24 protein-coding genes are annotated in these 21,816 nt (G+C 50.7%); 20 read left to right on the top strand and 4 right to left on the bottom strand.

The window, feature by feature from the left end; translation table 11 throughout:
* The first annotated feature begins 160 nt into the window (after positions 1-160).
* Together GILYN3_RS06565 and GILYN3_RS06560 are read left to right on the top strand one after the other, a co-directional pair.
* Positions 161-526 carry a response regulator gene (locus GILYN3_RS06565; RefSeq protein ID WP_049722093.1) on the top strand — a complete coding sequence of 122 codons (366 nt, stop codon included), beginning with the start codon at positions 161-163 and terminating at the stop codon, positions 524-526.
* A 168-nt stretch (positions 527-694) separates the two neighbouring features.
* Positions 695-1,951 (top strand): valine--pyruvate transaminase, encoded by a 1,257-nt coding sequence (locus tag GILYN3_RS06560; RefSeq protein ID WP_049722092.1) that lies wholly within the window; start codon positions 695-697, stop codon positions 1,949-1,951.
* A 106-nt stretch (positions 1,952-2,057) separates the two neighbouring features.
* Here GILYN3_RS06560 and GILYN3_RS06555 read toward each other — a convergent pair whose 3' ends face one another.
* Both GILYN3_RS06555 and GILYN3_RS06550 read right to left on the bottom strand, forming a co-directional pair.
* Entirely contained in the window at positions 2,058-2,411 is a 354-nt protein-coding gene (locus GILYN3_RS06555; RefSeq protein WP_049722091.1) for a hypothetical protein, read from the bottom strand.
* 43 nt (positions 2,412-2,454) lie between these two features.
* Positions 2,455-3,765 carry a flavohemoglobin expression-modulating QEGLA motif protein gene (locus tag GILYN3_RS06550; protein ID WP_049722090.1) on the bottom strand — a complete coding sequence of 437 codons (1,311 nt, stop codon included), beginning with the start codon at positions 3,763-3,765 and terminating at the stop codon, positions 2,455-2,457.
* A gap of 191 nt (positions 3,766-3,956) precedes the next feature.
* Between GILYN3_RS06550 and GILYN3_RS06545 the strand changes: the two genes are divergently transcribed.
* The 17 genes from GILYN3_RS06545 to GILYN3_RS06465 all read left to right on the top strand — a co-directional run bounded on the left by GILYN3_RS06545 (position 3,957) and on the right by GILYN3_RS06465 (position 17,428).
* The gene (locus GILYN3_RS06545; protein WP_049722089.1) at positions 3,957-4,274 is read left to right on the top strand and encodes a Rieske (2Fe-2S) protein; all 318 of its coding nucleotides are present in this window, start codon (positions 3,957-3,959) and stop codon (positions 4,272-4,274) included.
* Between the two features lie 263 nt (positions 4,275-4,537).
* Positions 4,538-4,807 carry an FmdB family zinc ribbon protein gene (locus GILYN3_RS06540; protein ID WP_049722088.1) on the top strand — a complete coding sequence of 90 codons (270 nt, stop codon included), beginning with the start codon at positions 4,538-4,540 and terminating at the stop codon, positions 4,805-4,807.
* A 45-nt stretch (positions 4,808-4,852) separates the two neighbouring features.
* Positions 4,853-6,649 (top strand): aspartate--tRNA ligase, encoded by a 1,797-nt coding sequence (aspS, locus tag GILYN3_RS06535; RefSeq protein WP_049722087.1) that lies wholly within the window; start codon positions 4,853-4,855, stop codon positions 6,647-6,649.
* 98 nt (positions 6,650-6,747) lie between these two features.
* Positions 6,748-7,494, top strand: coding sequence for a YebC/PmpR family DNA-binding transcriptional regulator (locus GILYN3_RS06530; RefSeq protein ID WP_049722086.1), 747 nt, complete (start codon positions 6,748-6,750; stop codon positions 7,492-7,494).
* Positions 7,495-7,565: 71 nt separating this feature from the next.
* Positions 7,566-8,084 carry a crossover junction endodeoxyribonuclease RuvC gene (gene ruvC / locus GILYN3_RS06525; protein ID WP_049722085.1) on the top strand — a complete coding sequence of 173 codons (519 nt, stop codon included), beginning with the start codon at positions 7,566-7,568 and terminating at the stop codon, positions 8,082-8,084.
* 44 nt (positions 8,085-8,128) lie between these two features.
* The gene (ruvA, locus tag GILYN3_RS06520; protein WP_049722084.1) at positions 8,129-8,740 is read left to right on the top strand and encodes a Holliday junction branch migration protein RuvA; all 612 of its coding nucleotides are present in this window, start codon (positions 8,129-8,131) and stop codon (positions 8,738-8,740) included.
* A gap of 9 nt (positions 8,741-8,749) precedes the next feature.
* The gene (gene ruvB, locus GILYN3_RS06515) at positions 8,750-9,772 is read left to right on the top strand and encodes a Holliday junction branch migration DNA helicase RuvB (RefSeq protein WP_049722083.1); all 1,023 of its coding nucleotides are present in this window, start codon (positions 8,750-8,752) and stop codon (positions 9,770-9,772) included.
* The gene (gene ybgC / locus GILYN3_RS06510; protein WP_232305517.1) at positions 9,769-10,200 is read left to right on the top strand and encodes a tol-pal system-associated acyl-CoA thioesterase; all 432 of its coding nucleotides are present in this window, start codon (positions 9,769-9,771) and stop codon (positions 10,198-10,200) included. Before ruvB ends, ybgC begins: the two co-directional genes overlap by 4 nt.
* 125 nt (positions 10,201-10,325) lie before the next feature.
* Positions 10,326-11,027, top strand: coding sequence for a protein TolQ (tolQ, locus tag GILYN3_RS06505; RefSeq protein WP_049722082.1), 702 nt, complete (start codon positions 10,326-10,328; stop codon positions 11,025-11,027).
* A 34-nt stretch (positions 11,028-11,061) separates the two neighbouring features.
* Positions 11,062-11,490 carry a protein TolR gene (gene tolR / locus GILYN3_RS06500; protein ID WP_049722081.1) on the top strand — a complete coding sequence of 143 codons (429 nt, stop codon included), beginning with the start codon at positions 11,062-11,064 and terminating at the stop codon, positions 11,488-11,490.
* Positions 11,491-11,506: 16 nt separating this feature from the next.
* Positions 11,507-12,301 carry a cell envelope integrity protein TolA gene (gene tolA, locus GILYN3_RS06495; protein ID WP_049722080.1) on the top strand — a complete coding sequence of 265 codons (795 nt, stop codon included), beginning with the start codon at positions 11,507-11,509 and terminating at the stop codon, positions 12,299-12,301.
* A complete protein-coding gene (tolB, locus tag GILYN3_RS06490; RefSeq protein WP_049722079.1) occupies positions 12,298-13,584 on the top strand; it encodes a Tol-Pal system beta propeller repeat protein TolB in 1,287 nt (428 codons plus the stop codon). Before tolA ends, tolB begins: the two co-directional genes overlap by 4 nt.
* 47 nt (positions 13,585-13,631) lie before the next feature.
* The gene (gene pal / locus GILYN3_RS06485; RefSeq protein WP_049722078.1) at positions 13,632-14,144 is read left to right on the top strand and encodes a peptidoglycan-associated lipoprotein Pal; all 513 of its coding nucleotides are present in this window, start codon (positions 13,632-13,634) and stop codon (positions 14,142-14,144) included.
* 15 nt (positions 14,145-14,159) lie between these two features.
* Positions 14,160-14,987: a YbgF trimerization domain-containing protein gene (locus tag GILYN3_RS06480; RefSeq protein WP_049722077.1), complete on the top strand. Its 828-nt coding sequence runs from the start codon at positions 14,160-14,162 to the stop codon at positions 14,985-14,987.
* A 124-nt stretch (positions 14,988-15,111) separates the two neighbouring features.
* Positions 15,112-15,369, top strand: coding sequence for a Trp family transcriptional regulator (locus GILYN3_RS06475; RefSeq protein WP_049722076.1), 258 nt, complete (start codon positions 15,112-15,114; stop codon positions 15,367-15,369).
* Between the two features lie 8 nt (positions 15,370-15,377).
* Positions 15,378-16,775 (top strand): anthranilate synthase component I family protein, encoded by a 1,398-nt coding sequence (locus GILYN3_RS06470; protein ID WP_049722075.1) that lies wholly within the window; start codon positions 15,378-15,380, stop codon positions 16,773-16,775.
* Positions 16,772-17,428, top strand: a complete 657-nt coding sequence (locus tag GILYN3_RS06465) for an anthranilate synthase component II (RefSeq protein WP_049722074.1) — start codon at positions 16,772-16,774, stop codon at positions 17,426-17,428. The genes GILYN3_RS06470 and GILYN3_RS06465 overlap by 4 nt, the downstream gene beginning before the upstream one ends.
* 44 nt (positions 17,429-17,472) lie before the next feature.
* On the opposite strand, the gene GILYN3_RS06460 is transcribed toward GILYN3_RS06465, so the two are convergent.
* Together GILYN3_RS06460 and GILYN3_RS06455 are read right to left on the bottom strand one after the other, a co-directional pair.
* The gene (locus tag GILYN3_RS06460) at positions 17,473-18,453 is read right to left on the bottom strand and encodes an aldo/keto reductase (RefSeq protein ID WP_049722073.1); all 981 of its coding nucleotides are present in this window, start codon (positions 18,451-18,453) and stop codon (positions 17,473-17,475) included.
* A gap of 136 nt (positions 18,454-18,589) precedes the next feature.
* Positions 18,590-19,663, bottom strand: a complete 1,074-nt coding sequence (locus GILYN3_RS06455) for a beta-N-acetylglucosaminidase domain-containing protein (protein WP_049722072.1) — start codon at positions 19,661-19,663, stop codon at positions 18,590-18,592.
* Positions 19,664-20,003: 340 nt separating this feature from the next.
* On the opposite strand from GILYN3_RS06455, the gene pgi reads away from it, so the two are divergent.
* Entirely contained in the window at positions 20,004-21,647 is a 1,644-nt protein-coding gene (pgi, locus tag GILYN3_RS06450) for a glucose-6-phosphate isomerase (RefSeq protein WP_049722071.1), read from the top strand.
* Positions 21,648-21,816 lie beyond the last annotated feature (169 nt).

Genomic DNA, 21,816 nt, shown 5'->3' with positions numbered 1-21,816 from the left:
GGTGACAGCAGCGGCGATTATAGCGTTTTAGGCCCCTGCGGGGCACCCCAGTAGAGCTGGTTGCTGATGTGAAAGTTAAAAAGCGTTTAATGTTTGGCGCTTAAGGCGCTCTCATGGCTATAATGTCCTTTTAGCCACCGGACATAATGACGGTCTGTTAATGAGTACACCGCTACTAATTTGTGACGACTCGAACATGGCGCGCAAGCAGGTCGCTCGTGCTTTGCCTGAAAACTGGGATGTCGAGATCAGTTTTGCCACCAATGGCAATGAGGCGCTCAGTGCGATTCGTGCCGGGCTAGGTGAAGTAGTATTGTTGGATCTAACCATGCCTGAGCTGGATGGCTATGAGGTGCTTGAAGCGGTGGCTGCCGAGCAGCTTAAGTGTTTGATTATAGTTATCTCGGGCGATATACAGCCCGCCGCCCGCGACCGAGTAACAGCCTTGGGCGCCGTTGATTTCATTAAAAAGCCGGTCAGTTCATCGATGTTAAAGCAAACGTTGCAAACCTATGGCTTGCTGTAATCACTAAAGTTCGGCTAAATACGCTTCGCGCGCAGAGTGACAACGCTAGCGGGTTAAACACAAAAACTCTGAGCTGACCCAACATCGTAAAAAATCGTAAAAGCACCAAAAATCTAGGCCGCAGCTTAGACCCTGCCGTTATACCTTCACAACAAAAAGCCTCATGTTATGCGATTATCCAAATTTGGTGACACTCTAAGTCAGGGCTCTGGCATTTTTTCACTGATGGAGGATCTGGGCAGCGCGCTGCGTGAGAACCCCGATATGTTGTTTTTGGGCGGCGGTAATCCCGCGCGAATTCCGCAGGTTGAGGCCGCATTGCAGCAAGCGCTACAAGACGTGCTCAATGATCCGCTTAAGGCGCAGCCGATGCTTGGGGTGTATCAAGCCCCCGCCGGTGATACAGCCTTGTTAGACGAGTTGGCTGCTCTGTTTAATCGGGAGTTTCAGTGGGGCCTAACACGCCGCAATTTAGCGCTTGCCAATGGTAGCCAATCGGCTTTTTTTGTTTTGTTTAATTTGTTGGCTGGTGAGGGTGCCGATGGAGTGTCGCGCCATATTCAGTTGCCGCTGGTACCGGAGTATCTAGGTTACAGCGAGTTGGGTTTGGCGGAAAATTTTTATCGTGCCGATCGGCCGGCGATTGAGTTAGCTGGCGAGCATCAATTTAAATACCACGTCGATTTTGAAACTTTTCAGGTCGACCCTAACAGTGCGGCGCTGTGTGTCTCTCGGCCGACAAATCCTACCGGCAACGTAATTACCGATGCTGAGATGGCGCAGCTAGATGCCGAGGCGCAAAAGCACGGGGTGCCGCTGATTGTCGATGGTGCTTACGGTACACCTTTTCCTGAAATTATTTTTACCGATGCCACTCCCAGCTGGAATGACAATACGGTATTGGTGTTGAGCTTATCTAAGCTAGGTTTGCCCGGCGTCCGTACCGCGGTGGTGATAGCCAGCGAGCCGCTGATTGAATCATTCGCCCGAGCCAATACAGTACTTAGCCTAGCCGCTGGCAATGTGGGGCCGGCGATTGCTCGGCAGCTTATTGCCAGCGAGCAGTTATTGGCGTTAGGGCGCGAAGCCATTGCCCCGTTTTATTATGAGCGCGCCACGCAAACGGTAACGCTGCTGGAGCAAGCGTTACAAGGACTACCTTTTCGAATTCATAAGCCCGAAGGGGCGATTTTTTTATGGTTATGGCTTGAGGGTTTGCCAATAACCAGTGAGCAGCTCTACCAACGCTTAAAAGCTCGTGGTGTGTTGGTGATTTCGGGGCATCACTTTTTTCCTGGGTTAAATAAGCCTTGGCGGCATCAGCACGAATGCTTGCGATTGAGTTATGGACAACCTATGGAGGTTGTTGCACGAGCGATTATTATTTTGGCTGATGAAGTGCGTGCGGCCTACCGAACAGAGTAACGCAGGGTAAGTTTACACGCGTTTCGCGCTTGATTTAGCCGGTTGGGTTGGCGGGGTTTAGCAAGGTCAAGCCGATAGGACGCTGGTGTTGTTTGGGGCACTTAGCTTACTTTTTGCGAGGTAAGTACCAGGGGCGGGTGCTGTTGTTGATGGTGTTTAAATGCGCTTGTTTACGCTCTTGCGAATCAAAAAAATAAAAGTTTTCACTTGGGCTCCGCTGTAACCATTTTTTAACAGGCGTAACTTGCACAGTGCTAAGCGTGGGTACGCCCAGTTTACGGCTCACGTTATGAGTATAGTTCCAGTCAATAAGGACGCTGTGGCGTGCACGCCTTACGGCCGCCTCTGGCGAGTCGGCCTGTACCCGACGAGCGATTAAAAATCCGATAATCGCTTGCTCGGTATAGTTGTCAAAAAATATCTCTGTTCCGCAGAGGGTGACATCAAAAAAGCGGGACATGGTTGTGCCTGTTTAAAATCATTAATTTATTTAAACGTACGCTTTAATGGCGATTTTTGGGGTCGCTAAAAAGACGTGAAAAATGCTTTCTTACTCGCACGTTATCAAGGCCGGCAATACTACTTGAAAAGCCAAACCAAACATACAAGCCATTTAAGTTTTTAAACATAGGCGGCAAAAAGCGTGGCGCCACAATATGTCCAAGCTGCAGGTGCTCTTGCAACGCTGGAATGTCATCCAGTGCCAGCTTGCCGAGGTACAGTAGTGGAATCATCTCCGGTTGCCCCGCAAGAATAGCGCTGCGAATAAATCCGACATTTTCTACAAAGCCTTTGACGTAGCTGATGTCTTTAGTGAATACCGAGCCACCAGTGACTGTGCCGCCACGAAACACCCGCTGGGCAACGCGGTAGCTGTCTTGCTCGCTGTCACCTCGGTCGCGAAAAAAACGGTACAACTCGATAAAATCGGCGCCGCGTTCGGCCATGTCAACGGCAACAACCCGATCGCTAACTCGTTGCGCGCGCTTGGGAAACGAGCTGAAGGTGAGTGTCTCCATTAGCACGGCCATACCCTCTTGAATGGCGGTAATGCGCGGTGAACCGACACTTAGCCAAGTGGCCCACGGCTGGGCGCGACCATTAAGCGTCGTGCCTATGTGAACCCAGCCCTCGTGCACCTCTAGCACATTTAGATCTTGCTGGGTAAACGTCGAGCGGCGGTTAACTTTTAGGCAATCGCCACCGGCTGCCGCATCGGAGACGATGTCATCGCTTAAGGTGACATTAACGGTACCGGCACCAAAGTACTCGTCCATCCGTTTGCTTAAATAAGCGGTGGCTTCATGGGCATCTTGTTGGCGGGTACTCAACTGCGTGAGTTGGCTGGCTGCGGGTAGCGAAAATACTTGGCATAACTCTTGGCCAATCTCTAGCAGGGTTTTGTTGTCGCCGGCAATACAGTCGCTAGGTGAACCGTAAAGTTGTCGGCTTAGCTCGCCAAACCGAGCCGTGCCGCGTGCGCCGAGCATCTCCAGTACCAGTCGGTACTGATCAATAGTGTCGCGTAAGATACGTCCGAGTGCGTCTTGGTTGCCGAGCTGCCGAACCACATCTCGCTCCAACTCAATAAAGGCGTCGGTGAGCTTATGTTGATCAAAGGCCAGCGGGCTCTGTTCGTAATAGCTCCGTCCCATATCAGGTAAGCACTTAGCGCCTGCGGTAAAAAAGCGCTCTTGTGTCTCAACGGGCCATTTAATAGCGTCGAGTATGCGTATAGGCTTTTGTAGCTCTACCAGTTGGTCTGAGAGAGCCTTGAGCTTTGTGAGGTATGTTTGCGTGCTGGAACTGGTCATGAGGGCGCTCTATCGGGTATTTCTTAGGTAAGAGAGTGTGTCGTTGGCCGTGGCGCAAGGCGCGCAGAGGCCCGATTGTAGCCTGCTATTGGCGCGGTGTCGTAGCAATTTTAGCGACTTTTCTTCATTCGTGACTTAGTGCATAGTGAAGCCTAGGGGTGGCGGTAAGAGTTAAGAGGTGTAGTCGTATCATGGCGTATGTGGAATTGGCAAAGTTACACGAAATCGCAGATGGCTTTATGCGCCCTGTGCGTTTGGCGGGTAAAGATTTATTGCTACTGCAAGAGCTCGGGCGACTGTATTTAATCGCTAATGAGTGTCCTCATCGGCAAGCTCCATTAACGCGCGCCACATTAACCGGCATAGGTTTACGCTGTCCTAGCCACGGAATCGAGTTTTCTCTGCAAACTGGACGGGCGCTCAACTCGACAGACTGTGCTGCGGGTTTGACGTTTTACCCGCTGGTGTATGAGGGCGCGACTGTCGGAGTCGAGCTAAATGATCAATAGCGGCGACGCAAAAGGATTTAAACTGCCAGCGGGGCAATCATTGTCAGTGCTAAGGTATTCGTAATATCGATGTTTCTCCTAAGCTAGCCCGACCTAATAGCCGAGTATCGCGTTAAACGCTTAATATCTCGCCATACCTAAGCCTGTGCGGTTTCTCCTTGCCAGCCTCTGAGGTATAATTGCGCGCTTTTTGACGCACAGAGGTATCTTCTGTGCGTTTTTGGTAGGTTTAAGCTTTGTACGCCTAATTGTGGAGAATCTATATGCCTATCTATGAATATCGTTGTCAGGGCTGTGGCCACGAGCTAGAAGCCCTACAGAAAATGAGTGACGCGCCACTGGTTGATTGCCCAGAATGCCAGCAGAGCGAGTTGATTAAGAAGATCTCAGCCGCAGGTTTTCGCCTTAAAGGTGGCGGCTGGTACGAGACAGATTTTAAATCGGGTAAGAAAAAGAATCTCGTCGGAGATGCCGCCAAAGGTGGCGACAGCAAAGTGGCCAGCACGTCTGCGCCCGCGACTCCGGCCAGTTAATTGCGGGCATCAGCCCTACCAACAGAAATAAACGGGAAACAGATTATGCGCAGTGAATACTGTGGCGCTTTAAATGCCTCATTTATCGACCAAGAAGTAACCTTGTGTGGCTGGGTCGATCGTCGCCGCGACCACGGTGGTGTTATCTTTATCGACTTGCGTGACCGCGACGGTATCGTTCAGGTGGTTTTTGATCCGGACACCAAAGAGAATTTCGAACTGGCCGATAAAGTGCGCGGTGAATACGTGCTGCAGGTTACCGGTAAGGTACGCGCGCGCGATGGCGCTACCGTTAACTCGAACATGGCCACCGGTGAGATCGAGGTGTACGGCACCGCGCTTGAGATTCTTAACGAAGCCGAAACCACGCCTTTCCCGCTATCTGAGCACTCGAGTGTTGGTGAAGATGTACGGTTAAAATTTCGCTATTTGGACTTGCGTCGTAACGAGATGCAAAAAAGCCTGCAGTTTCGCTCTAAGGTGACCATTGCGATTCGCAACTATCTAGATGAAAACGGCTTTTTGGATATCGAAACCCCGATTTTGACTCGCGCCACCCCCGAAGGTGCCCGAGATTATCTGGTGCCATCGCGCACCCACGAGAACAAATTCTTTGCGTTACCGCAATCGCCCCAGCTGTTTAAGCAGTTGTTGATGGTGTCGGGTTTCGATCGTTACTATCAAATCGCCAAATGTTTCCGCGATGAAGACTTGCGCGCAGATCGCCAGCCAGAATTTACTCAAATTGATATCGAAACCTCGTTTATGGGCGAGGAAGGCATCATGGCGATCACCGAGCGTATGATTAAAAAGCTCTTTGGTGAGCTGATGAGCGTTGATCTAGGCGAATTTCCTCGCATGGATTACGCCACGGCCATTGCCAAATACGGTTCGGATAAACCCGATATGCGTATTCCTTTGGAGCTGGTCGATGTTAAAGACTTAATGGCCGAAGTAGACTTTAAAGTCTTCTCGGGTCCGGCCAAAGATCCTAAAGGTCGCGTCACCGCCCTTAAAGTGCCCGGCGGCAACGACAAGTTAACCCGTAAGCAAATCGACGATTACACCAAGTTTGTTGGTATTTATGGTGCTAAAGGTTTGGCTTACATTAAGGTGAATGATAAAACCGATTTAGAAAACGGTTTACAGTCGCCCATTGTTAAGTTCTTACCCAACGATGTGCGCAGTGCCATCCTTGAGCGTTTAGAGGCCGAAAACGGTGACTTGATTTTCTTTGGTGCCGATAAAGCCGGCGTTGTTACCGAAGCGCTGGGTGCGTTGCGCTGCAAACTGGGTGAAGACCTTGATCTTTACACCTGCGAGTGGGCGCCTTTGTGGGTCGTTGATTTCCCAATGTTTGAAGAGGCCAGCGATGGCTCGATGCAAGCGTTGCATCACCCGTTTACGGCACCGTCTTGTTCGCCCGAAGAGCTGAAGGCGAATCCGGCTACCGCTTTGTCGCGCGCCTATGACATGGTACTTAATGGTACTGAGCTTGGTGGTGGTTCTGTACGTATTCACAATCAGCAAATGCAGCAAACCGTATTTGAAATTCTGGGTATTAGCGCCGAAGAGCAACGTGAAAAATTTGGTTTCTTACTGGATGCGCTAAAATACGGTGCGCCACCGCACGGTGGTTTGGCATTTGGTCTGGACCGTTTAATTATGTTGATGATTGGCGCCGCATCGATTCGCGACGTTATCGCCTTTCCTAAAACTCAGAGTGCGGCCTGTGTTATGACTGATGCTCCGGGGGCGGTTGACGCGAAGCAGCTAAAAGAGCTGCATATTCGTTTGCGTCAAAAAGAACAAAAAGAACAAAAAGAAAAACTTGCCGAGTAAGATCAGGTGAGTAACTAAGGGCTGCTAATAGCCCAAGAAATGGTCGGGCTTGCCCGGCCATTTTACGTTTTAATTCTGTAAAAGTGGGGGAGTTGAGTATGGCTGGCCACAGTAAGTGGGCAAACATTAAACACCGTAAGGCGGCGCAAGATGCTAAGCGGGGTAAGGTATTTACCAAAATTATTCGCGAGTTGTCAGTCGCGGCTAAAGGCGGCGACAACCCCAATGACAACCCTCGTTTACGCGCCGCAATGGATAAAGCCTTGGGCGCCAACATGAAAAAAGACACGATCGATAAAGCTATCGCCCGCGGCGCTGGCAATGCCGACGGCGACAATTTTGAAGAGTGTACCTACGAAGGCTACGGAGTGGGCGGCGTAGCGGTATTGCTGGAATGTATGACGGACAATAAAAACCGCACGGTGGCCGAGGTGCGGCACGCTTTTTCTAAACGCGGCGGCAACTTAGGTACCGATGGCTCGGTGGCATATCTATTTAACAAAATTGGTCTGCTGAGCTACCCCGCCGAGGTGCCAGAGGAGCCATTACTTGAGGCCGCGCTAGAAGCTGGTGCCGAGGATGTTGTAGTGCACAGTGATGGTAGTAAAGAGGTTGAAACAGCCTTTGAAGACTACTTTACGGTTAAGGAAGCCCTGAGTGCGGCAGGCTTTGTGCCGGAAGATTCGCAAATCACCATGAAGCCCGCTACCACCGTTGATCTGGATGTTGCAGGGGCGGAGAAGATTATGGCTTTGGTGGATATGTTGGAAGATCTGGATGACGTGCAAAATGTGTACAGCAATGCGGACATTAGTGATGATGTGCTCAGCAAGCTAAACGGCTAGTTATCTTGCGCTTAAATTGCGCCCGTGTGACACTAAAACGCAGATAAGGCGCACGACGGGGTGCATATAGCATGGCAATAATTATGGGCATCGATCCGGGCTCACGTAAAACCGGCTTTGGCCTGATCAATACCATTGGTGGGCGCTGTGAATATATCACCAGTGGTGTTATTCGGGTGCCCGATGTCAGCTTGCCTGAGCGTTTAAAGGTTATTTTTGATGGCGTTAGTGAGCTGATCGAGCGGTATATTCCCGAGCAGTTTGCTATCGAACAAGTGTTTATGGCCAAAAATGCCGGCTCGGCACTCAAGCTTGGCCAAGCTCGCGGCGCGGCTATTGTGGCGGCGGTTAATCAGAATATACCGGTGCATGAGTATGAGGCGCGCAAAGTTAAGCAAGCGATAACCGGCACCGGTGCGGCCGATAAGTTGCAAGTACAACATATGGTAAAAGTCTTGCTCAAGTTGCCGGCCAGCCCGCAAGAGGACGCCGCCGATGCGCTGGCTATTGCCCTGTGTCATATAAATTCACAGCAACACCTCATAAAGCTCGCCACCGCCCGCAGCTTTCGGCGCGGCCGTGTGGTATAAAGACGCCCTAAAGCGACTTATAAAATGTTGAAATTAAGGTAACCATGATCGGACGACTCAGCGGTGTGCTGTTAGAAAAACAGCCACCTTTTTTATTGTTGGATGTGCAGGGCGTTGGCTACGAAATGCAGGCCCCCATGACGACCTTTTATGCGCTACCTGAGGTGGATCATCCCGCGACCGTTTACACCCATTTGGCTGTTAGCGACACCGCGCACCAGTTGTTTGGCTTTGCCAAACGCTCCGATCGAGATTTATTTCGCACCCTAATTAAAGTGAATGGCGTGGGTCCAAAAATGGCCGTGGCTATTTTGTCGGGTATGGATGCGGCTCAATTGTCTGCCTGTGTCCACAATGACAATGTAACAGCCTTGGTTAAAGTGCCTGGTGTTGGCAAAAAAACCGCCGAACGCTTAATTATCGAGCTGCGCGATAAGCTTGTTGCCGCTCCGGGCACTGAGAACGACCTGTTGAGTGATTCCGTTGCTGTTGGTGCGGTTAAGCGTGATGAGCGCGATGAGGCCGAGAGCGCCTTGATTAGTTTAGGCTACAAACCCACCGAGGCGACCAAGATGATTGCCGCAGCGGTGCGGCACAAAGATTCCGCCGATGCGCAAGAGCTTATTCGGCTCGCCCTCAAGCGTATCGCAAGCTAGGTATAAAGGATGATAGAAACCGATCGCCTTATCGCGCCCGAACACACTCCTCGTGAGGAGCAGCTCGATCGCGCTATTCGACCTAAGTCATTGGCCGAGTACGTGGGTCAGCCCGCGGTGCGTGAGCAGATGGAGATTTTTATCGCGGCGGCTAAAAAACGCGACGAATCTCTCGATCACACCCTAATCTTTGGCCCGCCCGGTTTAGGCAAAACGACACTGGCTAATATTATTGCCCAAGAAATGGGGGTATCGCTTAAAAGTACCTCGGGCCCAGTACTGGAAAAAGCCGGTGATTTAGCGGCGTTAATGACAAATTTAGAGCCGGGCGATGTTTTGTTTATCGATGAAATTCATCGTTTAAGCCCGGTGGTAGAGGAAATCCTGTATCCGGCAATGGAGGATTTTCAGCTTGATATTGTGATCGGGGAGGGGCCTGCAGCGCGCTCTATCAAGCTCGAATTGCCGCCCTTTACTTTAGTTGGGGCAACTACTCGGGCGGGTTTATTGACTTCGCCGCTACGCGATCGGTTTGGTATTGTGCAGCGTTTAGAGTTTTACAATATTGCCGATTTAACTCATATTGTCGCGCGCTCGGCAAATTTGTTGGGCATGCCGACCGAACCCCAGGGTGCGCACGAAGTGGCCAAACGCGCTCGCGGTACGCCGCGAATTGCCAACCGTTTGTTGCGCCGGGTGCGAGATTACGCTGAAATAAAAGCCGATGGTCATGTGACTGAGCAGGTGGCCGATCAAGCGCTTAATATGCTTAAAGTGGATGCCCGTGGATTTGATAATATGGACCGACGGTTGTTGCTGGCGATGATGGATAACTTTCTTGGTGGCCCGGTGGGGGTTGATGCACTCGCCGCGGCGATTAGCGAAGAGCGTGGCACAATAGAGGATGTGATTGAGCCCTACTTAATACAGCAAGGTTTTGTCTCGCGCACCCCGCGTGGGCGAGTGTTAACCGCGCTTGCCTATGAGCACTTTGGTATTGATGTGCCGGCTCGGCTAAGTGAGCAATCGTGAGTGAGTTGGTAGGTGTCTGTGGTACAAGCGAGCCTTTTGCGATCCCAGTTCGGGTTTATATTGAAGACACCGATGCGGGAGGAATTGTCTATTACGTTAATTACCTCAAGTTTATGGAGCGTAGTCGTACAGAATTTTTGCGCCAGTACGGTTATGATAAGCCCGCGATCTTAGACGACGGGACTTTGTTGGTGGTGCATCATGCCGAGGTCAGCTATCGCCGCTCGGCGCGGTTGGATGATTTGCTGACGGTTACCACTGAGGTTGATAAGCTGGCGCGTACCAATGTCCGGTTTAAGCAACGTATTTATCGGGGGAACGAATTGCTCTGTGAAGGTCTAATTCGCATCGCGTGCGTCAACCCCGACACCATGCGACCCTGTGCAATGCCGCCGGCGATGCATAAGCAAATCGCAACGGTCGGATAAATTATAGCCGCTGAATGTATGCCCGCTAAAGATAACGAGCGCGGCCACAAGTAACTGAAAATAACGGGAAGGTTTTGCCAATTGTAGGCACAACCACAGAATCACTTTAAAGAGCTGACTGATCTATGCCAAATGCAGAATCACTATCCATCTGGGGATTAATTTCAAATGCCAGTTTACTTGTGCAGCTGGTCATGGCGTTATTGTTTCTAGCCTCGGTTGTCTCTTGGGTCATGATCGTACAGCGCGGCATGTACCAGCGGCGAGCTCGGGCAAAATTTTTATCGTTTGAAAAACAGTTTTGGTCGGGTATCGATTTGAATCAGTTGTATCGCCAAAGCAATGGTCGTACGGGTAAAAACGCAGTCGATGGTGTCGAGAATATCTTCCGTGCCGGCTTTAAAGAGTTTACCCGCTTACGCTCGCAGTCTAGTGCCGACTCGGATGCGGTGATGGAGGGTAGTCAACGCGCTATGCGTGTGGCGTTGGCTCGCGAGTATGAAAAGCTTGAGGCCAACCTACCATTTTTAGCCAGTGTTGCTTCGGTGAGCCCTTACATCGGTCTGTTTGGTACGGTGTGGGGTATTATGAATTCGTTCCGTGGACTTGCCAATGTGCATCAGGCAACTTTGGCCACCGTAGCGCCGGGTATTTCTGAGGCGTTGGTGGCTACCGCGATGGGTTTGTTTGCGGCGATTCCGGCGGTGTTGGCATACAACCGCTACTCGGCACGGGCCGAGACTATGGAAAATCACTATCAGACGTTTGCTGAAGAGTTCTCGGCAATTTTGCACCGTCAGGTACACAGCAAACAAGTTTCCTCTTGATCCTAACAAGTAACCGGTAATAACAGGCAGCGCAATGGCAGCATTTGGCCCAAGAGTAAAGAAAAAGCCCATGGCAGAGATCAACGTCGTACCCTATATTGACGTGATGCTGGTACTTCTAGTGGTGTTTATGGTGACGGCACCTATGCTTATGCAGGGTGTGCAGGTCAATCTGCCGCAGGCGCCGTCGTCCCCGATAGACGATAAAGAAGATGAGCCGTTGATTGTCTCGGTAGATAAGACCGGTGCCTATTTTATCGAGCTGGGTGGTGAGCCTAAGCAGAGCAAACCATTGGCTGATATTACCGCTATGGTAAGTAAAGTGCTGGGCGAAAAGCCCACGACACCTGTATTGGTATGGGGCGATCGCGAGGTCAGCTATGGCATGGTGGTCTCGTTAATGACCGAGCTGCAGGGGGCCGGTGCGCCCTCGGTAGGTTTGGTTACCGACCCACCTAAGTGACGGGCCCGCTTAACGTATGAATTGGCGTAGCTTGTATACCCTCCCGATTATTATCAGCGTTAGCCTGCACTTGATCTTAGTGCTGGCTATTACGGTTGGCTGGGAAACCACCATCGATCCTAAACCGCGGGTCTTTAAACCTAATGTTGTGCAGGCTAAGCTGGTTGAATTTAAGGCGAAGGACACGGCCGAGCCGGTCCAGCAAAAAACCAACGTTATTGACCTAACCAAAAAGCGCGAGCTGGCGCAGCAAAAGGCCGCTGCCGCCAAAAAAGCAAAAGAGGATGCCGCGCGTAAAGCTCGGCTGCAGCGCGAGAAAAAAGCGCAAGCCGAGGCCGAGCGCAAGCGCAAAGATGAGGCCGAACGTAAAGCTGAAGCCGAGGCAAAGCGCAAAGCCGACAAGGCTGCGCAAGAAAAAGCTGAGCGCGAGCGTCAAGAACGTATTGCCCAGCAGCGTCTCGATGACGCCATGCGTAAAGAGGAGCAGCAGCGTCAGGCGGAGCTTGCTGAAGCTCAGAGTCAAAGCTATGTTGACATGATTGTCGCCCGAATTGAGCAAAATTGGAGCCGTCCGCCTTCGGCGCGCCGTGGCATGCAGGTCGAGCTGTTGTTACAGTTGGTTCCTACTGGCCAGGTAGTGAACGTCACTATCACCAAAAGCAGCGGTAACGCCGCTTTTGATCGATCGGCCGAGCAAGCGGTGCGCCGTATAGATCGCTTTAGTGAGCTTAAAAATATGTCGCCTGAGTTGTTTGAGCAAAATTTTCGCCAGTTAAAATTGGTCTTTAACCCCAAGGATTTACGATTGTGAGAAAACTTCTAACGCTGTTATTTTGTTGTTTGGTGTCGCCGGCATTTGCCCAGCTCACCATTGAAATTACCCAAGGCGTGGATAACCCTACCCGAATTGCTGTTGTGCCAATGGGTTGGAGTGGCTCAACGCCGTTACCTGAAGATATTGCCCAAATTGTGGCGGCCGATTTACAGCGCAGTGGTCAGTTTGACCCAGTGCCTCGCACCAGTATGCTGTCCTTTCCGAGTCGGCCTGCCGATGTGTTTTATCGCGACTGGCGAGGCATAAATGCCGAGTATTTGTTGATAAGCAGTATAGAACAGCGAAATGGACGTTATTTTGTGCGCTATGATGTGTTTGATGTGTTGGCTCAGAGGAAGGTGATTAGCGCCGGCAAGGTCGATGGCAGTCCAGAGCAGTTGCGTGATATAGCCCATCATATCAGCGATAAAGTCTACGAGAAGATTACAGGGATTCGCGGTGCCTTTTCGACCCAGGTGCTTTATGTCGAGGCCTTTCAAAACCAAGGGCAGCTGGATAACTTTCGCTTAATGTTGGCGGATGCCGATGGTGCGCGAGCGCGTTTGTTGCTGGAATCCGATCAGCCGCTGCTGTCGCCAACATGGTCCCCCGATGGTCGCGAGATCGCCTATGTGTCGTTTGAGACGACTCGCCCGGCCATTTTTAAGCAAAACCTTGCCACCGGCCAGCGCGAACAGCTGACCAATTTCACCGGTTTAAATGGCGCGCCGACCTTTTCGCCCGATGGTAATAGGCTTGCGATGGTGCTGTCTAAGGATGGTAATCCAGAGATTTATACGCTCGATTTACGCACTCGCCAGTTCAGTCGAGTAACCAACCATTACGCGATCGATACCGAGCCGAGCTGGACTGCTGACGGTGAAGGTGTGATTTTTACGTCAAATCGCGGTGGTAAACCACAAATTTATAAAGTGACGCTTGCCAGCGGACGGGTAGAACGCTTAACCTTCGATGGCGAGTACAACGCTCGTGGGCGAGTTTCGAAAGACGGAAAAACCCTCGTAATGGTCCATCAGCGGCAAGGTGTGTTCCACATTGCTGCACAAGATCTAGCGACGGGCACACTACGGATTTTAACCGAGACAAACCTTGATGAATCGCCTACTATAGCGCCTAATGGGGCTATGTTGCTGTACGCGACACGGTTTGGGGGAAAGGGTATACTTGCCGCTGTTTCACTCGACGCCGGTACCAAGTATCGCTTGCCATCTAAGCAGGGCGACGTAAGAGAGCCTGCTTGGTCGCCATTTTTTAACTGATAATTCAGTTTGCTCAAAAAAAATCAACAATTTGATCGGAGTTAATCATGATTACTAAAGCAATGAAGCAAGGTTTAAGTTTTGTATTTGTCATGGCTTTCCTTGTAGGCTGTTCTAGCACGGATACCAAAACTGGCGCTGATGGGTCGAATGCCGACGCTAACGGTGGTGTAACAACCGGTACAGCTGATGGTGGCGCGCTGGGTTCTAGCAACGGCATGGACGATGGCATGGAAGAGCTGGACAAAGTTATTTACTTTGACTTCGATCAAGCCGTGCTTTTGCCTTCTGCACGTTCTTTACTGCTGGCTCACTCTGAGCGTCTGCGCAACTCTGGTGCGTCTGCCCGTTTAGAAGGTCACGCTGATGAGCGCGGCTCACGTGAATACAACATGGCCCTTGGTGAGCGTCGTGCAAATGCCGTACGCGACTTCATGGTTTTGCAGGGCGTAAGCCGTTCAAACCTAGAAGTAATCAGCTACGGTGAAGAGCGTCCGTTGAACCTTGGTAGCGGCGAATCTTCTTGGAGCAAAAATCGTCGCGTAGAAATCGACTACTAATAGAGTCCCTACGCAATGAGAGCCCATCTGTTAATTACGGCCGCATTAGTGGTCGTCGTCTCAACAGCACAGGCTCAGGTTCAAGTTACCGACTCCCGCCCGCAATCTGCGGCCGGGAGTTCGGTTGACGTAAGCGTACCTGGTGCCCGTCAATCTACTCCTACACCGTCCGATAATAACCCTCAGGCCGAGCTGTATTATCAGCTTCAGGCGCTGCAGCAAGAAGTGATGAGCTTGCGCGGTTTAGTTGAGGAGCAAACGTTTGAGCTAAAAAAGCTTAAGCAACAGCGGATGGACGATTACCTTGATCTTGATCGACGTGTTAGCGCGTTGACGACTGGCGCGAGTGGCGGTACATCTACAGCGCCCCGTATGACCTATGAGCCTTCTGCTGATAACACGCTTGCACCTAGAGTTGATGTTGCCGCTGGCACTGAAGGTGAGATATTAGCTAAGCCTGTCACCTCGGCTAACGCTTCCGAATCCGAAGTTTATGGCGCGGCTTACGATCTGCTTCGTCAGCGTGAGGTAGATGCCTCAATTGCCGCCTTTAAAGACCATTTGGCGCGCTACCCCAATGGCGAATATACCGGCAATAGCTATTACTGGTTGGGTGAGATCTACTTATTGAAGAATGATCTACCTTCGGCGCAACAGTGGTTTGGCGATTTATTGCGTGTTTTCCCCAGTAGCCGTAAGGTGCCAGATGCGCAATTTAAGTTGGGCAAGGTCTACCACTTACAGGGGCAAGAGGAGAGGGCTAAAGAGCTCTTGAGTATTGTTGCTGCAAGTAATTCAGATGCCTCCCGCTTGGCTGAGCAGTACTTGAAAGAAAACTTTTAATATCAAGCCCCGGTTCTCGGGGCTTGTTTATATTGTCTGCCCCCTTCTTGTTTTAACTTCCCCGGTGTTGAATTTTAGCTTCACGGCTTGTGTTTGTTTTATTGTGCTGTTACTGTACTAGTACATGAGTACAGAGACGCAACATCTAAACGCCTTGATTGACTATCTGCTGCAAGCCGATAGTTCTGATCGCTTGCGTGGCGCACTTGAGGGGCTGTTAACTCCCGCCGAGTTGCACGCTATCTCACAGCGCTTACAGATTACTCGCTTGCTTAAGGCGGGGGTGTCGCAGCGCGAAGTGGCAAAACGCTTAGGTGTCGGTATCGCCACAGTTACGCGCGGGTCTCGGGCGCTACAAGCTGGAAAATTAGACAATATTTAAGGTGTGTTATGAATAAGCCGGAGAAAATCAAAATTCCGCGCAAGCCAAATTATGTCACGCTCGCCACCGAGTGTGATTTTTTTGAGTTGTTTAAAAAAATTGAAAAACGCTTTGAGCGCTGCTTCTTACTTGAGTCTTTGGGGGAGGAGAGCCATATATCGCGTTACTCCCTTATTGGTTTTGATCCTTGTCAGGTTTTTTCTGCTCGCGATAAGGCGCTAGTGATTACCGAGCGCGATGGCCGCGCGGCGGTTTACCCAAGTGATAACCCATATTATTTGTTGCGGGATATTATGCCGCAGAATATTCTCTCGCGTGGCTATGCCGGAGGTTTGACCGGTTATATTGGTTACGACTGTATGAATTACTTTGAGCCCAGCATGAGTGTGCAGGCAAGTGAGTACTTTGATGCCTTTAAGTTTGGCCTTTATAAAGACGGCCTGATACTGGACAAAATGACCGCCGAGATATTTTATTTTTATTACGACGATGATCGCCAAGCGTTGGTGCAAGAGCTGATAGAACAGAGTTATCAGGGAGATGGTGAGTTAACGATTACGCCATTGGGCGACACAATGGATCGTACCGGTCATGAAGCTGCCGTTGAAAAGGTAAAGCAAAATATCGTAGATGGTAAGATTTTTCAGTGTGAGGTTGGCTTTAAAACCGAATTCAAAGTCGCCGGCGACACCATTAATGCTTATCAGTCGATGCGTGAAATAAACCCATCGCCGCAGATGTATTATTTAAAGTTTGGTTCCGAAAAAATCATCGGGGCAAGTCCAGAGCTGTTGTTTCGTTTGCGTCAGGGCGAGATGGAGACTTACCCGCTTGCCGGTACCGCCGCGCGCGGTGCAACTGAGGCTGAAGATAAAATGCTGGCGCGTAGCTTGCTGAACGATCCTAAGGAGATTGCCGAACATAATATGATTGTCGATTTGCACCGCAATGATATTGGCCGTGTTGCTCAGTTTGGGACGGTAAAAGTTCGCAACCTCATGGATATTAAGCGCTTTAGCCATGTGCAGCATATCTCGAGTGAAATTGTCGGTATTATGGCTGATTCGGAAGATATGTTTACCGCGCTCGCGAGTAATTTTCCGGCGGGTACGCTAACGGGTGCCCCTAAAATAGAAGCGATGAAAATAATAGATGACTTAGAGCCTGATGGTCGAGGCCCCTACGGCGGTGCGGTAGGTCACTTTTCGTTTAATGGTGATTGCACTTTTGCAATACCCATTCGCACCTTGTTTGTGAGTGGTGAGCACGCTTATGTGCAAACCTGTGGTGGCAATGTTTATGACTCTAACGCCGCCGATGAATACCAAGAAATTCAGCGGAAATTTGCCGGCACTAAAAAAGTGTTAGATAGCTATAAGCCGACAGGCAAGGAGGCGACTCAGTGAAAGTTTTAATTATAGATAACTACGATTCGTTCACCTATAACCTTTATCAATACCTTGGTGAAGTGCTGACAAGTGAAAAAGCCCGTGGCCAAGTCGATGACTTTAATATTAGTGTGAAGCGCAACAACGAAGTGACGCTTGCGGATATTCGCGCTTGGGCGCCCGATCGCATTATTATTTCTCCTGGTCCAGGTTCGCCCGATGATAAAGTGTACTTTGGTGTGTGCTCTGAGGTTATTAGTGAGCTGGGTAAAACTATCCCGCTGTTGGGTGTGTGTTTGGGGATGCAGGGTATTGCGCACGTATTTGGCGGTAAGGTCGTTAAGGCCGGATTGCCGGTACATGGTAAAACCAGCCCGATATTTCACGACGCTAAAGGTGTATTTGCATATGCCCCACAGGGGCTAGATATTATGCGTTATCACTCGCTAGTGGCCAATCCTGCCACTTTGCCGGAGTGCCTTGAGGTAACCGCTGTTGTGGCGCAGCAGGGCGCTGCTAGTTTGGTCGATACTGTCAAGGCGGGTTTGCCGTTCGAAATTATGGGAGTTCGTCACAAGACGTATCCGATTGAGGGTATTCAATTTCATCCAGAATCCTTTGCCACCGAAGGTGGCAAAGATTTACTGCGTAACTTTGTACTTAGGCGGTAAGCGTAAACGATAAAGCGCAAGTTGTGCTGGTGAGTTGCTGTTTGTTAATAGGCGCCGCGAATATGTGCCGCCACGTGGTGTTGATAAAAATCGGTTAACTCGGCGTGTAGATTTGTTGTTAAAGGCGGCAGTTCGCTCACTTTGGCGTTCTCGCGAACTTGCGTTGCTCGGCTGGCGCCGGGAATGATGGTGGTGACCGCAGGCTGATCCAAGATCCAGCGCATAGCCATCTGCGCGGTTGTGTAGCCCTCGGGCGCTTTCTCTTTAATTGCTTGAGCCAGTTCGACACCTTTGGCAAACGGCACGCCGGCGAAAGTTTCACCCACGTTAAACATTTGGCCGTCTTTGTTGAAGTTGCGGTGATCGGTTTTGTCGAACTGGGTGTTGGTGTTAAATTTTCCGCTTAGCAGGCCGCTGGCTAATGGCAGACGAGCGATGATGCCAATGTTTTTCTCGTGTGCTAAAGGTAGTAGTTCATCTAGCAGTTTTTGCCGAAAAATATTAAAAATCACCTGCAGTGAGCTTAAATCGTCGTGCTCTGTGCAAATCAAACCTTCCTCTACGGTCTCGACACTCGCGCCAAAGAATTTAATGTGTTGCTCTTGCTGCATGGTGCGCAGCCAATCAAAGATTTCGCCGCGGGCCAGCACTTTGGTGGGAATGCAGTGTAGTTGGATTAAATCGATACTGTCGCATTGCAGGCGATCTTGCGAGCGCTTAAGGCTATCGCGCAGATCGATAAGAGAGTAGCCGTCGGGGTAGGTGCCGCCTGCGCGTCCGTATTTGCTGGCAATAATAGGTCTGGGGTTAACTTGAGCTAGGTGCTGACCCACGTAGCCTTCACTGGCGCCGTCGCCATAAACATCTGCTGTGTCAAAAAAGTTAATGCCGGAGTCGAGGGCTGCGGCAAAAATATCATCGATAGTGGGGTTGTCGATGGGGCCAAAATCGCCTCCTAATTGCCAGCAGCCAAGACCAACCTCGCTGATGTTAAAGCCAGTATTGCCAAGTGTGCGTGTTTTCATGGGTTCTCCGTGTGATATTTTTTAGTCTCGTAGCTAAGAGACTTTTATGTCGTGCCTGCAGATGTTTGTGTGGCTGGGCTATGCTAGCACGCAGTTTGTTTGTAGGCGTGCTTGTTAACATTTCTTGCGGGTACCTTTAATCCGTTAAGCAGGCGGGGTCAAAGCTGTATTTACCCGCTAGCCAGTCGGCCACTTCAGCGCTCATGCCGCTGTCGTCAACGAGTTGCCGGTAGCGCTGAGCCAGGCTGGCGCGCACTTCTGGCTCTATGGCATCTAGCCCTTCGGCAGTGAAGCGCGCTGCGTCCTCCTGCAAAGCTGCGCCCAGTGCGGGTGGGCAGAGCTGTTCGAGTAGAGTGTTGAATAGCCTGTCGGGTTGATAGCTGGCATCCGTATAAGCGTGGGGTAAGCTTGCAAGCGCTAGCTTAGAGAGGTTGAACTGGTTCATTGGGTTGACTGCATGGCCGGCGAGTAAGTCGCCAATGTCGGCGCGGTCACTGCCAAAGGGTTTAAGGTATAGGTGCTTTGACTTTGTGGCGCCGTCGTTAACAGGGTAGTTGTCCCATAGGAACGGTTGGCGTTGCAGTCGATTGGCAACATCGCTTAGGTGTGAGCGAGTGAATTGCTCGGTGCACACCTTAGGCCCTGTCCAAAAGATGTCAATACTCGAGTCCAGTTGTTGGCCGAGGGCCTCCCAGTAGCCACTTGGTCGTGCACCAAAGACCTTCTCTAGGATCGGGTCGTCGCTGTAATAGGTGGGGCAGAGGATAATTTTTGATGCATTGCTTGACGCCGCTACGCGGTGAGCTAATTCGGTTTGGATGGTTGCGAGCTGAGGTATGTCACCACGCATATCATCGAACAATAGGGCGAGAATGTCCGGTTGCAGCTGATTGATGCGATCGATTTTAGCGCTAAGGCAGACGCTATCTGTTCGGCCATTAGGGGCGCATAGGTCGAGCGGGCTTAGGCCTATGCCAAACTCAATACCTGTCGTCCGGTAGTGCTGCCGCAGTGTGCACAGTGCTTGCCAGTCATCCTGGCTCCAGTCTTGGCGCCATTGGCTGCGTAAGCGAGTATCGCTTTTGGGGGCGTAAAGGTAGTAGCCGTACCCTGTGGGCTGTAAAAAAGTTGCGAGTTCAGTGCGTTGCTGCCAGCTCCAGCTGCGGCCAAAAAAGCCTTCGATTACTCCGAGCGGGGTGTTGTTTATCATTTTTTGAGCCTGCTGGATTAATGGTGGTTATTGGTCGCTGCAACGCCCAACTTTAAGGGTCTAGCTTAATTCAGAGTGCGCATAGGTTAAAGTGCTGACGCTCTTTTCGGTGGGCATGGTCAGATTGACATATTGCCCCTAAATGCCTATGATAGCCGCCTTTTTACGCCGTACTACGTCTGTGTTTGCTCGGTCATATTCGAGCGCTCGCCGAGCAGGGTAACACCCTGTATTGCCTTAGTTTTCTCAATAAATGCTACGTCCCGTTTTGGTGCGTAAATGGCAGTCTGTAGTGCGGTGTGTCATTTAATTAGACCTGAATAGAGGACGCGGACCGCACATGTCTAGCCGTACTGAATTGACTGCCTGGCAGACCCTTGAAACGCACGCTCGCGATATGCAAAGCAAGCATATGAGCGACTTGTTTGATAATGACGATCTGCGTTTTGCTAAATTTTCCATTCAAGCCCCTAATATCCTACTCGACTACTCTAAAAACCTGATTACCGAAGACACCCGCCAAGCCCTGATTGAGCTTGCCAAAGCGTGTGACGTAGAGTCATTGCGCGATAAAATGTTTGCCGGAGAAAAGCTAAACCGCACAGAGGATCGGGCAGTATTGCACGTGGCGCTGCGCGATCGTAGTGGCACATCATTAGAGGTTGATGGTGACGACGTTCGCGCTCAGGTAAAGCACGAGCTTGAGCGCATGCGCTCGTTGGTGGCTCAGGTACGCGGTGGCGATTGGCGTGGTTACACCGGCAAGCCCATGACCGATATCGTTAGTATTGGCATCGGTGGTTCGAACCTTGGCCCGTTGATGGTAACTGAGGCGCTCAGCGCTTACAGCGATGGCAGCCTGAATGTACATTATGTGTCTAATATTGATGGCTATCAAATCGCTCAGGTACTACGCGATTTGGATCCAGAAACCACCTTGTTCGTGATTGCCTCTAAAACCTTTACCACCCTAGAGACCATGACCAATGCTGGCTCAGCAGAGGCGTGGTTTTTGGATAAAGCCAAAGATAAGAGCTTTATTAACCGTCATTTCATCGCTGTATCCTCGAATCGTCCAAAGGCGATGGAATTTGGTGTTGCCGAAGAAAACATTTTTGATATGTGGGATTGGGTTGGCGGCCGCTTTTCGCTTTGGTCGGCTATTGGTTTGCCGATCGCCCTGAATTTGGGTATGGAAGTCTTTGAGCAGCTGTTAGACGGCGCTTTCGAGATGGATCAGCACTTTTTGACTGAGCCTTTAGCTAAGAACGCGCCTGTTATGCTGGCACTGATGGGGATTTGGAATAACAATTTCCTCGGTCGTAAAGCGCACGCTTTACTGCCCTACGATCAGTGTTTGCACCGTTTGGCGGCCTATATGCAGCAGGCCGAGATGGAGAGTAACGGAAAAAGTGTTAACTGGTCCGGTGAGCGCATAGATTACTCAAGCGTGCCGCTTATTTGGGGTGAGGTTGGCATTAATGGCCAGCATGCATTTTATCAGTGCTTGCACCAGGGCACTCAAGTGGTTCCGGCTGATTTTATCGGCTCGATCGAGCCCACGGTGGCAGTAAAAGGCCATCATGATGCGCTTATGGCTAACTTCTTTGCCCAGTCAGAAGCCATGATGCGCGGCATTAGTGCCGAGCAAGTGCGCGAAGAGTTAACCGCGAAAGGCATGAGTCCTGAGCGTATTGAAGAGATCGTCAACCATAAAGTACATGAAGGCAATCGCCCGACGAACACGATCTTAATGCAAAAAGTGAGTGCTCGGTCGTTAGGTTCGTTGATTGCAATGTACGAGCACAAAATTTTTGTCCAGGGCATTATCTGGCAAGTGCACTCGTTCGACCAGTGGGGTGTAGAGCTTGGTAAGGTGTTGGCTAACGGTATTTTGGCGGAATTGACGCCCGAAGCCGAGATTAGCGCTGAGCATGATGCATCTACTCGCAATCTGATAGAATACTACAAGAAGGCCCGTTAACGGGTCCAGCGTACAGCAGTAATAAAGGCGGACTAGACTCGCCTGCCAAGACGATGCCCCGAGCGCTTGACGATTCGGGGGTCGTTTTGTTGTTTCTGCAGTAGTGCGCTAAACCGCACAAGAGCGAAAAGCCAAGCGGATCACCTAAAATGGTGAATTAAGAGAGACA

Source organism: Gilvimarinus polysaccharolyticus, from assembly GCF_001187555.1.
Taxonomy (GTDB): Bacteria; Pseudomonadota; Gammaproteobacteria; order Pseudomonadales; family Cellvibrionaceae; genus Gilvimarinus; species Gilvimarinus polysaccharolyticus.
Note: the sequence above shows the minus strand (reverse complement) of the source record. Positions and strands in the feature narration are given on the sequence as shown.

Excerpts from the sequence above, each read along its gene's own strand:
- GILYN3_RS06550 (WP_049722090.1), bottom strand. The coding sequence starts at position 3,765 with ATGACCAGTTCCAGCACGCAAACATACCTCACAAAGCTCAAGGCTCTC.
- GILYN3_RS06470 (WP_049722075.1), top strand. The coding sequence starts at position 15,378 with ATGAATAAGCCGGAGAAAATCAAAATTCCGCGCAAGCCAAATTATGTC.
- GILYN3_RS06565 (WP_049722093.1), top strand. The coding sequence starts at position 161 with ATGAGTACACCGCTACTAATTTGTGACGACTCGAACATGGCGCGCAAG.
- GILYN3_RS06560 (WP_049722092.1), top strand. The coding sequence starts at position 695 with ATGCGATTATCCAAATTTGGTGACACTCTAAGTCAGGGCTCTGGCATT.
- GILYN3_RS06530 (WP_049722086.1), top strand. The coding sequence starts at position 6,748 with ATGGCTGGCCACAGTAAGTGGGCAAACATTAAACACCGTAAGGCGGCG.
- ruvA (WP_049722084.1), top strand. The coding sequence starts at position 8,129 with ATGATCGGACGACTCAGCGGTGTGCTGTTAGAAAAACAGCCACCTTTT.
- tolR (WP_049722081.1), top strand. The coding sequence starts at position 11,062 with ATGGCAGCATTTGGCCCAAGAGTAAAGAAAAAGCCCATGGCAGAGATC.
- tolQ (WP_049722082.1), top strand. The coding sequence starts at position 10,326 with ATGCCAAATGCAGAATCACTATCCATCTGGGGATTAATTTCAAATGCC.
- pal (WP_049722078.1), top strand. The coding sequence starts at position 13,632 with ATGATTACTAAAGCAATGAAGCAAGGTTTAAGTTTTGTATTTGTCATG.
- ruvB (WP_049722083.1), top strand. The coding sequence starts at position 8,750 with ATGATAGAAACCGATCGCCTTATCGCGCCCGAACACACTCCTCGTGAG.
- GILYN3_RS06555 (WP_049722091.1), bottom strand. The coding sequence starts at position 2,411 with ATGTCCCGCTTTTTTGATGTCACCCTCTGCGGAACAGAGATATTTTTT.
- GILYN3_RS06540 (WP_049722088.1), top strand. The coding sequence starts at position 4,538 with ATGCCTATCTATGAATATCGTTGTCAGGGCTGTGGCCACGAGCTAGAA.
- GILYN3_RS06545 (WP_049722089.1), top strand. The coding sequence starts at position 3,957 with ATGGCGTATGTGGAATTGGCAAAGTTACACGAAATCGCAGATGGCTTT.
- GILYN3_RS06480 (WP_049722077.1), top strand. The coding sequence starts at position 14,160 with ATGAGAGCCCATCTGTTAATTACGGCCGCATTAGTGGTCGTCGTCTCA.
- GILYN3_RS06455 (WP_049722072.1), bottom strand. The coding sequence starts at position 19,663 with ATGATAAACAACACCCCGCTCGGAGTAATCGAAGGCTTTTTTGGCCGC.
- GILYN3_RS06460 (WP_049722073.1), bottom strand. The coding sequence starts at position 18,453 with ATGAAAACACGCACACTTGGCAATACTGGCTTTAACATCAGCGAGGTT.
- GILYN3_RS06475 (WP_049722076.1), top strand. The coding sequence starts at position 15,112 with ATGAGTACAGAGACGCAACATCTAAACGCCTTGATTGACTATCTGCTG.
- tolA (WP_049722080.1), top strand. The coding sequence starts at position 11,507 with ATGAATTGGCGTAGCTTGTATACCCTCCCGATTATTATCAGCGTTAGC.
- aspS (WP_049722087.1), top strand. The coding sequence starts at position 4,853 with ATGCGCAGTGAATACTGTGGCGCTTTAAATGCCTCATTTATCGACCAA.
- pgi (WP_049722071.1), top strand. The coding sequence starts at position 20,004 with ATGTCTAGCCGTACTGAATTGACTGCCTGGCAGACCCTTGAAACGCAC.
- ruvC (WP_049722085.1), top strand. The coding sequence starts at position 7,566 with ATGGCAATAATTATGGGCATCGATCCGGGCTCACGTAAAACCGGCTTT.